Origin of the sequence: uncultured Sphingomonas sp., from assembly GCF_964250165.1 — a bacterium.
Taxonomy (GTDB): domain Bacteria; phylum Pseudomonadota; class Alphaproteobacteria; order Sphingomonadales; family Sphingomonadaceae; genus Sphingomonas.
Window position 1 is genome coordinate 20564 of record NZ_CAXUEK010000031.1, and the last position, 11155, is coordinate 31718.

An 11155-nucleotide genomic window follows, 5' to 3' on the forward strand; every position below is an offset into this window, starting at 1 on the left:
GTCGCGCGTCGCGGGGGCAAAGACCGATGAACGAAGGCAGTGGCCAGCAAAGGGACACGGATTACCTCGCCTTCATCAGCTACGCGCACCGGGACGGACGCGGGGCGCAATGGGCGCACCGGGCGTTGGAGACCTATCGACTGCCGCGCGGATTGGCGGGGCCGCAGGGGGGCCGTCGCCTCGGTCGGCTGTTCCTGGACCGTTCGGAGCTTGCGACGTCGGGCAACCTGTCGGATCGGATCGAAGAGGCGCTGGCGGGTTCGGCCAACCTGCTGATCGTCTGCTCGCCGGCCGCGCGGGCGTCGCGGTGGGTGAATGAGGAGGTGCGCCGGTTCCGCGCGAGCGGTCGCGGCGACCGCATCTTCTGCCTCATCGTGGCGGGCGATCCGGCGCGCGAGGACGACGGCGGCTGCTTCCCGCCCGCCCTGATCGAAGCGGCACCGGGCGCACCCCGCCCGGAGCCGCTCGCCGCCGATATCCGGCCAGGCGCCGATCGCCCGGCCGATGCGCGGCTGAAGCTGATCGCCGGACTGCTCGACCTGCCGTTCGACGCGCTGCGGCGGCGCGAAGCCGCGCGACGGCAACGGCTGCTAGCGGTGGTAGCCACGGTCAGCATCGTGCTCGTCGCGGTAATGGCGGCGCTGACCACGCTGGCGCTGATCGCGCGGGCGGAGGCGATCCGCCAGCGCGACACCGCCCAGCGCACCGCGACCTTCCTGAGCGATGTCTTCGACAAGGCCGACCCCGCCCGCTCCGGCGGCCGCGAGCCGACCCTCAGGCGTCTGGTGGACGAGGCGGCGACGCGAGCGCTGCGATCACCCGAGCTGGCGCGCGAGCCCGAGGTGAAGGCCAGCCTCCTGACGGTGCTGGCGGGCGTCTACGCCAATCTCGGCTTGATCCGGCAGGGGCGCCGGCTGGTGGACACGGCGCGCGCGCTGCCGTCCGGCGATCCCCAGACGCGGGTCATGATGCTGTCGACGGATGTGCGCCTGCAGCTTTGGGAAAGCGACTATGCCGGCATGCGCCGCACCTTGGCCGACGCGTTCGCGCTGCTGCGCGCGCATCCCGATCTCGACCTCCTCTATCGCCGTCAGCTGCTCGCCTATCGCGCGCAGCTCGGGCAGGGGGTGGGAGACACCGCCGCGGCGCTGCGCGACTATGGCGAGCTGCGTCGGCTGAGCCTCGCTGCGATGCCCCCGGATCGCGACAAGGAGCTCCTCGCGCTGCTGGGCCAGGGCGTGTCGCTGGTCGATGCCGGCGCGATCGATCGTGGCGCGCCCCTGCTCCGCCAGGTGATCGCCGAACGCGTCGCGATGGGTCAGCCGCTCGATCCGCAGGTGCTGACCGCGACCAACACGCTGGGTGCGGTCGCGATCAAGCGCGGCCGGCCGGTCGAGGCCGAGGGCTGGTTCCGCCGCGCCGCTGCGCTGCAGACCCAGGTCGACGGAGCGAACAGCGTCGAGGTCGCGCTGTCGCGCAGCAATCTCGGCCGCGCGCTGGTCGAGCAGCGCCGGTTCGGCGCGGCGATTCGAGAGCTGGAGGCGGCGCGCGCGATCTTCGTGGCGCAGGCGGGCGAGGGCGTCGACACGCTCGCCAATCTGGACGACAGCCTCGGCCTCGCGCGGGGCGGCGCCGGCGACGCCGCGGGCGCGCGCGCCGCCTTCGGCCATGGCCTCGCCGTCGCGCGCAAGAACGCGATGCCCAAGGAGATCGAGCTGCTCGCCGACCGCGCCGAGCTGGCGTGCCGGTCGCGGGACCTGCCGGCGGGAACCGCGGACGTGGCCGCCGCGCGCACGGCGCTGGCGCGCTTCGGGCTGCCGGAGCCGTGGCGGGCGGCGCGGATCGACAGCGTCGCGGCGGGCTGCCTGCTCGCCGCCGGGCGCCCGGCCGAAGCCCGCCCGCTGATCGCGCGCAGCCGTGACGCGGTGGTGGCGCGCTGGGGAGCGGATACGCTGTTCGGGCGCACCGTCCGCGAGCAGGCGCGGCAGGTCGGGCTGCCGGGCGCGCGCTGAGCGGCGGGTCAGCGCTGCAACGACCGGCCGACCCGGCCCCGGCCGGCGTCGCGGCTCCGCTCATATCGGGGCGGCGGCCGCCGGCGTCAGCCCGGCAGCACCAGCGGGCGCGCGCGATAGGCCTGCAGCCAGGCCGCCAGATCCTCCGTCAGCAACCCCGTGACCCGCCGCACGCGGCGCGACAGCGTGTCGAACGACAGCTCATCGTCCGTGATCACGACCTTCAGCCGCGCCAGCTGATCGCCGAGCCTGTGGCTGCGCTCGGCGCTGCCCGCAAAATCGCCTTGCATCCGGATCCCGTAGATGGCGGCGCCGATCGCGGGCAACGCGGCGCTGAAGATCGTCGCGCCGATCGAGACCGCATGCGCGGCGGCATCGAGCCGGGGGATCAGCGCGTCCATCGTCTTGAACGCCAGCAGCGCGACGCAGGTCAGCGCGGTGAGCGCGAACAGGATCGTCCCGAGCAGATGAAGCCGATGCTCCAGCCGATGCATCCGCCGCGCGTCCACGGCCATGTAGGCCACCTGGCCGTCGATCAGCTTCGTCAGATCGTCGCGCACGCAGGCGAGATAAGCGTGGTCCACCCGCGTGGAGGGCAGCCCGAGCTCGCGGGCGGTCGAGCGCGCGTGGGCGGTGACCCAACTGCCGGGCTCGGCGCCGCCCGCCCGCAGCTCGAGATCGCCGAGCTGGGCCGCGATGGCGAGGCAGCGCAGCCGTTCTGCGAGCGAGCGGTGATCGAGCCAAAGCCGGTGCCACGCCGCACGATTGCCCGCGCGGGTCTGGACCAGGATCGCGCCGATCGTGGCGAGTTCGGCGACGATCAGCACCGGCTTGGCCGCGGGCGGCAGCGCGAGCCCGGCCATCGACAGGACGACCGCCAACGCGGCGAGGGCGAAATTGGTGACGTAGACGCTGCGGAACAGCTGGGCGCACCGGCTCGCCGCGGCGTCCGCCTGGACGAAGCGCGGGGCCAGCACCGCGCGCATGCGCGCCGCGAATGCTCCGCTCGACGAGCAGGGATCGAATGTCGGCGCCTCCGGGGTTCCTGGCGCGGGGGCACGGATATCGCTCAAGCGAGGGCGGCGAACGCCCATGACGGCGAGCAGCAGCGGATAGGCGATCGCCGGCGTCCAGCGCGCGCGCGCCGGGGCGCGGGGCTGGCCATCGGGCTTCCCCGCGTGCTCGGCATGCCCGGTCGCCAGCAGGGTGCGGACCAGCTCAGGCAGCGCGTCCAGGCTGCCGCGCGCCACCGTATCGATCGTCTGCTGGCCAAGATCGAGCTCCTCCAGCCCGTCCCACAGCAGCACCGGCGCGCGGCGGCCCGCGGCGTCCAGATGGATCACGGGCACCCCCTGCAAGACGGCCTCCGCGATGATCTGCGGGCTGCCGCCGCGCCCCCGCGCCGGGCCGCCGTCCCAGATCGCGAGGAGGATGTCGCTCTGCGCGAGCATGATGCGGCCGGCGCGTTCGTACGCGAGGCCGTGGCCGTCGCTCGCATCGCGATCGCCGGGCAGCTCCATCACCGCCGCGCTCGCCTCCAGCCGCATGGCGAAGCTCTCGCGCGCCTCGCCCGCCGCGAAATCCGCCGCGAAATCATCCCGCGCGAACGGCAGCACGACCTCCAGCCGCCACCCGCGCGCGATGGCGGCATCGGCGCCGATGGTGTCCGCGCCATCGGCAAGCCCGGTCACCAGCCGCAGCGCTGCCGGCGGAGGCGATCCTGCCGCCTGCTCGATGGCGCGCAGCACTGTTTCAAGCGCGTCGGCGAGCGGCGTCAGGCTGGCGGTGTCAAGCCGGCCCAGCCGATGGCCGGTCACGCCGACGCTGAGCCGCAGCGGCGGCGGCAGCGCGATGGCGCCCCCGCCCGATCGCGCGCGCGGATCGTCTGGTATCATCGCCCCCGGCCTAGAGCGGCCACTCCGGGGAGGTCAATCGCTGGCCCCGCGCTCATCCTCGTCGCCGTTGCAGCAGGCCGATGCGCGGCCGTGATCGTCGGCGGCAGTCGACCGCAAGCTGTCCGTTGCCGCGGCGGCATCCGCACGGTCTGGGTGTCGTTCAACGTAATCTTGGTTTCATCTCTGCAACAAAACACAGCGGCGGGATGAACAGCGGTTCATCCGAAGTCGACAGCGATAAAGGACAAAAGCGACACGGAACCAGTTTTGTGCACCGCGTCACTCGCCAGTGCCGGCGTGGCATCTTTACACCGATGACGATAAAGGCCTATGAACGACGAGCGATCGGGAATCGTCAGAGGATAAACAGGGACAGGTTAGGCAGTACACCGGAGATCGGCGCGCTCGTGCGAGCGACACCGTTTCGGGGTTCGACAGCGACGCGAGGGGTTAGCGCGTTGGCATCGACCATGACTTCCGAGCTTGCGGGATCGAGGATGGCGACGGCTTACGTGGAGTCGCTCCGTGTCGCGCCTTCGGGTGCAGCCGAGCATGATCTTTCGCCGATCTCGCGCGCGCTGGCGGCGGTGCGGCGGTTGGCTGACGCGTCCGGGGCGCTGCTCGCGACGGTGGACGTCGCCGGCGTGGCACGCGCGGCTGCGCGTGCGGCGGTGATGCCCGGTTCGGTGGAGGAGGCGGCCCTGCTCGCAGCGGCCCAGCGTGGCGCGAGCATGTGGGGTGGCGCTGGTCCGCGCTGGACCGCCGACCGCGGCGCGACATCGGCGATCATGTCGATCCTCGTGGAGCCGGCCGGCCGCGATGCGCATTCATCGGTGCTGCTGTTGACCTTTTCGGCCTCCGCCGCTGTTCGTTCGCGGGCGACGGCGATGGCGCCCGATCTGGCTGCCCTGGTCACCGCGCAGCTGGAGGCGGAGGCGCGGCTGGGCGACCTCCGGGCTCGTCAGGCCGCTGCGGCGATCGCGCTCGATCACGATGCGTGCGGAATCATCGCCCTGCGCGCGGATCATAGCGTCCTGTTCGCCAACAGCGCCGCGTCCGCCATGCTGGCGGAGGGCGATGGTCTGCAGCTCCGGCGCGGCCTGGTGCGGCCGAGCGACTATCGGTGTGCGGTGCGGTTCGAGGCGGCGCTCGACGCGGTGCTGGACGGCGCGCAAACGGGGATTACCGGCAAGCCGTCTGCGCTCGTGATGCTGTTGCCGCGTGCGCGCGAAGGGCGGCCGATGGTCGCGGTGATCGCGCCGGCGGACGCACCGGGCGGTCCGGGCGGTCCGGATGCGTCGGCGGCGGAATGCGGCGCGCTGCTCTATGTGCTGCAGCCCGGGCCCGGGTTGATGCGCGGCGTCGAGACGCTGGCGCAGCTGCACGGTCTGTCCCGTGTCGAGACGCGGCTGCTCGCGCATCTCTGCGAAGGCATGACGGTCAGCGAGTCGGCCGGCGCGATGCGGATCAAGCTGGAGACGGCGCGCGCCTACCTGAAACAGATTTTCGCGAAGACCGGCACCCATCGTCAGGGCGAGCTGGTGGCGCTGATGAGCCGCCACCTGCGCGCCGTCCGGGGCGATTTCGACTTCCGTGCCGCCTGACGGCGTCCGACTCGGCTACGCCGGGTTGGAAGGCTTCATCGCTATTCACGTCCCGATCCGGGACGGTTCTGCTAAGCCGTTGATCGGACTGAATTAACTACCGTCGCCCCTGTCGGTACTCTGGCCGTTTCCCCCCAAATGGGGGGGGCGCTTTTCCCTGATCGCGGGGAGCCGTTCAAAGAATGAACGTCTTATTAACCCTCACGTCCAACGGGACGGGTCCGGCCATACTCACGATGCGTGGTGATGCGGGACCAGCCAACTCGCAAGGGGAACACATCGTCATGAAGCTCACTCTGCTCCTGACCACGTCGGCGGCGGCGCTGCTCGCCAGCTCGCCGACTCTCGCTCAGACCACCACGCCCAGCACGTCCGCCAGCGGCGGCACGTCGGCCGCCAACGGCGGCAGCCTTGCGGTCGGTGATGTCAGCAACATCGGCAACGACTATTCGTCGAATCCGTCGACCAGCACCAACACGTCCGACAACAACAATGGCGGCAACACGGCCACCAACACCACGGTCGCGACGGACAACACGAACAACTCGACGAACGGCAGCCTGAACGGCGGCAACACCACGACCACCGACAATTCGACGCGCGACACCGGCAACGGCGGCAACACGTCGCTCGCGAACAGCCAGAACGACAGCTCGGACCGTAGCGGCGCCGCGGCCACGACGTCCGCCGCGAACAACGGCAGCCTTGCGGTCGGCGATGTGTCCAACAACGGCAACACCGCGAACACCGACAACTCGACCACCACCCGCGACAGCGGCAACGGCGGCAACACCTCGCTCGCCAGCAGCCAGAACAACAACTCGACCAATGGCAGCAACAACGGCGGCAACACCACCAACACCTCCACGCCTAACAATTCGGTCACGGGCGGGCGTTCGGCGGCGAGCAGCGGCGGCACCGCGGTCGGCGACGTGAGCCTGGCCAATCTCGGCAACACCGCCAACACGACGACCAACACCACCAACGCCACCGACAATTCCACCACGACGCGCGACAGCGGCAATGGCGGCAACACGTCGCTGGCGAACAGCCAGAACAACAATTCGGTCAATGGCGGGCGTTCGGCGGCGAGCAGCGGCGGCACCGCGGTCGGCGATGTGAGCCTGGCCAATGTCGGCAGCACCAACGGCAGCAACAACGGCGGCAACACCGACAGCTCGGGCAGCAACAACGGTGGCAACACCTCGCTCGCGGACAGCCAGAACACCGCGACGACCAACACCACGAACACCGCCAATACCACGAACAACAACAACCAGCAGACCACCAACAACTCCAACAGCTCCACCAACGGCAGCAACAACGGCGGCAACAATTCCTCCGTCGGCAGCGGTGCGGGGCGTTCGGTCGCCACGGGCGGCGTCGCGGTGGGTGATGTCGCGCTGACCGACGTGGGCAACAACAAGTCCGTCAACACGACGACCAACACGGACAGCTCGGGCAGCAACAACGGCGGCAACGACAGCAGCTCCGCGAGCGGCGGTCGCCTGGCGTCGAACAACGGTTCGACTTCCACCGACAACACGAACAACTCGACCAACGGCAGCAACAACGGCGGCAACACGACCAACACGAACGCCAGCACGACGACGGCGGGCAGCGCGGGCGCCAACAACGGTTCCACCGCGACGGACAGCTCCAGCCGTACGAACACGTCGCTCGCCGACAGCCAGAACACCAACACGACGACCAACAACAACAATCAGCAGACGACGAACAACACCGACGCGTCGCAGCGGACGACCAACAACAACAATCAGCAGACGACGAACAATTCGACGACCAACACCGATGCCTCGCAGCGGACGGCCAACACCGATAACTCGGACCGGTCGACCCGCAACAGCGGCAACACCAGCGTTGCGACGACCACCAACACCGACAACTCGCAGCGGACGACCAACACCGATAATTCGGATCGGTCGACCAACACCGCTTATACCGACTCGCTGAACACCACGACCGAGATCGCGGGCAACGCGAGCAATTCGGACAACGGGACGTTCGGCGACGGCGCCGTGGTGGCCAGCTCCTCGCTGTCCAACTACGTCTCGGGCGTGAAGGTGTCGTTCGCCGGTACGGCGGCGGCGGCGGCGACGACCGACAATCGTCTGTCTTCCGGCGACAGTGCCTTCCAGAACTTCGCCGGGTTCCAGGCGCTCAACCAGAACACCGGCACCGGCGCTTCGCAGAACGCGAACGTCAGCGTGGCGGTCACGACCGGTAACATCACGCGATAATCGGGGAACCGGGTGGGAGGGGCAGGCTGCTCCTCCCACCCGACGTTCGTGTGTGTGTTTAGGGGAACTGAAGTGAAACCGCTTTTCTGGCGTGGCGTGACCGGCTTCGGGCTGGCGATCGCCGCGGTAACGGGCGCCTCCGCCCAACGCGCTCCCGACCAGGCGTCGGGCAAGGACGCGGCGGCAGATCCTTTTGCCGGCGCAACCGCGGTCGCCGAGAGCGATCTCGACCATGTCACCGGCCGCGAGAATATCGGCACGCAGATCGCCAGCGCGACGCAGCGCAATACGGTGTCCAACAACAGCGTCGTCGGCACGTCCGTCACGGGGGCGGTGTCGATCGACGGCAATGCGTTCCAGAACCTGCAGGGCCTGGCGGTCATCAACGCCAACAGCGGCAACAACGTCGCGATCAACTCGGCGATGAACGTCACGATCAACCTCGGCCCGCAGTGATCGGGAAGGGGGCAGGGGCGATGACCGCGGGTGCGGCAGCAATGCTGCTGGCGGGCTGCGCCGCTCAGACGCACGGCGCCGATCCCCAATTCCTCACCTCGACGGGCTCGCTCAACGATTACCACGTGCCGGTCGCCTCGATGCTGGCGCGCAAGTTCGCGACCGTCGTGCGCCAGCAATATGATTTCAGCTGCGGCTCGGCGGCGCTCGCCACCCTGCTGCGCTACCATTATGCGCTGCCGCGCAGCGAGGCCGACGTGTTTTCCGGTATGTGGCGCGAGGGCGATAAGACACGCATCCGCCAGGTCGGCTTCTCTCTTCTCGACATGAAGCGCTATCTGGCCGAGAACCGGCTGTCGTCGGACGGTTTTCACGTGTCGCTCGATGCGGTCGCGAAGCGCGGACTGCCGGGGATCGCGCTCATCACCGTCAAGGGCTACCGCCATTTCGTCGTCCTGAAGGGCGTGGCCGGCGATCGCGTGCTCATCGGCGATCCGTCGCTGGGCCTGCGCAGCATGAGCCGCACCGAGTTCCTGGGTCAGTGGAACGGCATCTATTTCGTGCTGACCTCGCAGACCGCCGCCGGGCAGAGCAATTTCAACGGCGACCAGCAGTGGCGCGCCTTCGCGCGCGCGCCGGTCGGCGGCATCAACGCGCCTTTCCTCGATCCGCTCAGCCAGCAGGCGCTGGCGCTGACGGCGCCCTTCTATCGGGATTTTTGAGCCGTCATGCGCCTCCTCCTACTATCGTTCGTCGCCCTGTTCACCGCCGCGCCGGCGGTCGCCCAGGGACCTGTGCCGGCGCCGGACGCCGCCGTGACGCCGCCGCTGCCGGATGCCGAGCTGGCGCGGCAGACGGGCAAGTTCCTGCTGCCCAATGGCGTCGAGCTGGCGCTGTCGGTGACCAGTGATACGACGCTCAACGGCCAACCGGTGCTGCGCACCGTCTTCACGATCGATCACGGCGTGCAGACCCAGGTATTCGGCCGCGATCCCGCCGCCGCGCCCGTCACCTCCGCGCCGGCCGGCAACGCTGCCGCGGGCGGGCCGACCGGCGTCACCGTCACGATGGACCGGCAATCCGGCCTGCAGACCGTGACGCCGACCTACGGCGGCGCGGCGGGGGCGCCGGGCGTCTCCGTCGGCGCCGCGACGCAGGATCCGCATGCGCTCGGGCTGACGGCGCTGCCGGTGACGGCGGGCGGCCCGGCGGTGGCGACGCCGGACGGCGTGGTGACGGTGACGGCGCTGCCGACCGGCACGCAGGTGACCTTGGCGGGCGATCACTTCGCGGTCTCCGATCTGGTCGGCCACGCGATCGCGACGGCGATCGCCAACAGCGGCAACGACCGCACGTTCGACACCGCGACCAACGTCGCTATCGACCTGCGCAACATCGCGCCTTATCAAGTCGGCGCGGCGCAGATGCGCGTGGAGAGTCTGGCGCTGGACGCGGCGAGGGGGTTGGGAAGATGACGATGCTGATCGCGGCGACCCTGCTGACGGCCGCGGCACCGCAGACCGCGGCGACGAAGCCGCTCACCCGCGCAGCGTTGCAGGCTGAACTCGAGCAGGCCCGCGCCGAGATCGCCACCCAGCGCCAGCAGATCGACGCGCAGGAAGCGCGGCTGCGTGCGCTGGAGGATCGGATCGCCGCAGCGCCGGCCGCCCCGAACACGACGCTGCCCGGCCAGGTCGGCGCGCCGCCGCCGGCCGCCATCGCGCAGGGGAGCGCCGTCAGCTCGCCCGGCGACCCCGCGACCATCGTCCAGGCGACGCCGCAGCCGCTGGAGCGCGTCGGCCAGCGCCCCACCGACCGCGATCGGCCGCCCGAAGTGGCCGTGCTCGGCAATCAGGGCAGCGTCGTCACCCGCAAGGGCCAGCTGACGGGCGAGGTGCAGCTCGATTACGCGCGCGCCGACCGCAACCGCGCGCTGTTCCGCGGCATCGAGGTGGTCGAATCGGTGCTGGTCGGCGAGTTCAACATCAACGAGAGCCGCCAGGATATCTTCACCGACTCGTTCGCGGCGCGCTACGGCGTCACCGACAAGCTGGAAGTCGGCGTACGCGTCCCCTTCGTCCACCGGGCCGACAGTTCGGTGCTCGTTCCCGTCCAGGGCAGCACCAACAACGACGCCGCGCGCGAGGTCGACAGCGCCGCCAAGGGCGGCGGGCTCGGCGATGTCGAGATCTCGGCGCGCTACCAGCTGATCGGGGCGCATAATGGCCTGCCGTTCATCGTCGGCAACCTGCAGGTCGTGGCGCCGACCGGCACCGACCCGTTCGGCGTGCCGCGCAACGCGAGCGGCGAAGCGCTCAAGGCGGCGACCGGCTCCGGTTTCTGGGGCGTCTCGCCCAGCGTCACCGCAATCCTGCCGAGCGATCCCGCCGTGCTGTTCGGCACGATCGGCTACACCCGCAATTTCGGCAAGGGCGTCAACACGATCATCCCGCCCGTACAGCTGACCTATGTGAAGCCGGGCGATTCGCTGTCGTTCAGCGCCGGCATCGGCGTCGCGCTCAACGAGCGCACCTCGCTCAACCTGGGCTATGCGCAGACCTGGGCCTTCGGCACCCTGACGCGCACGGCGGTGACCACGACGACGACCGACGCCATGACCGGCGTCAGGAGCACCAGCGTCACCCGCGCCGAGCAGACCGCGCGCGACCTGCAGATCGGCCGCCTGCTGTTCGGCGTCACCTATCGGGCGACCGATCGGGCGAGCATCAACTGGTCGGTGGAGGTCGGCGCGACCGAGGACGCCCCCGACGTGCGCACGGCGCTGCGCATACCGCTGGTGCTGCTCTCGCCCCATCCCTGAGACACGGACCGCCGCAGCCGTCGCGCCCAGCCGGCTGATGGTCGGGTGACGTGCGCTGGTGGGTCCGCCGGGGCTCGAACCCGGGACCTCTCGATTAAAAGTCGCT

8 protein-coding genes are annotated in these 11155 nt (G+C 70.1%); 7 read left to right on the forward strand and 1 reads right to left on the reverse strand.

Features of this window, described 5'->3' with window-relative positions:
* Positions 1-26 precede the first annotated feature (26 nt).
* A complete protein-coding gene (locus ACFE64_RS08350; RefSeq protein ID WP_375392000.1) occupies positions 27-2012 on the forward strand; it encodes a toll/interleukin-1 receptor domain-containing protein in 1986 nt (661 codons plus the stop codon).
* Positions 2013-2098: 86 nt separating this feature from the next.
* On the opposite strand, the gene ACFE64_RS08355 is transcribed toward ACFE64_RS08350, so the two are convergent.
* A complete protein-coding gene (locus ACFE64_RS08355; RefSeq protein WP_375392001.1) occupies positions 2099-3907 on the reverse strand; it encodes a hypothetical protein in 1809 nt (602 codons plus the stop codon).
* An 80-nt stretch (positions 3908-3987) separates the two neighbouring features.
* Between ACFE64_RS08355 and ACFE64_RS08360 the strand changes: the two genes are divergently transcribed.
* The 6 genes from ACFE64_RS08360 (at position 3988) to ACFE64_RS08385 (ending at position 11049) form a co-directional block, all read left to right on the forward strand.
* Complete coding sequence (locus ACFE64_RS08360) at positions 3988-5511, forward strand: helix-turn-helix transcriptional regulator (RefSeq protein WP_375392002.1); 1524 nt, start codon at positions 3988-3990, stop codon at positions 5509-5511.
* 284 nt (positions 5512-5795) lie between these two features.
* The gene (locus ACFE64_RS08365; RefSeq protein ID WP_375392003.1) at positions 5796-7772 is read left to right on the forward strand and encodes a beta strand repeat-containing protein; all 1977 of its coding nucleotides are present in this window, start codon (positions 5796-5798) and stop codon (positions 7770-7772) included.
* A gap of 72 nt (positions 7773-7844) precedes the next feature.
* The gene (locus tag ACFE64_RS08370; protein WP_375392004.1) at positions 7845-8228 is read left to right on the forward strand and encodes a hypothetical protein; all 384 of its coding nucleotides are present in this window, start codon (positions 7845-7847) and stop codon (positions 8226-8228) included.
* 20 nt (positions 8229-8248) lie between these two features.
* A complete protein-coding gene (locus tag ACFE64_RS08375; protein WP_375392005.1) occupies positions 8249-8950 on the forward strand; it encodes a C39 family peptidase in 702 nt (233 codons plus the stop codon).
* Positions 8951-8956: 6 nt separating this feature from the next.
* Positions 8957-9703, forward strand: a complete 747-nt coding sequence (locus tag ACFE64_RS08380) for a hypothetical protein (RefSeq protein WP_375392006.1) — start codon at positions 8957-8959, stop codon at positions 9701-9703.
* Positions 9700-11049: a transporter gene (locus tag ACFE64_RS08385; protein ID WP_375392007.1), complete on the forward strand. Its 1350-nt coding sequence runs from the start codon at positions 9700-9702 to the stop codon at positions 11047-11049. The genes ACFE64_RS08380 and ACFE64_RS08385 overlap by 4 nt, the downstream gene beginning before the upstream one ends.
* Positions 11050-11155: the final 106 nt, after the last annotated feature.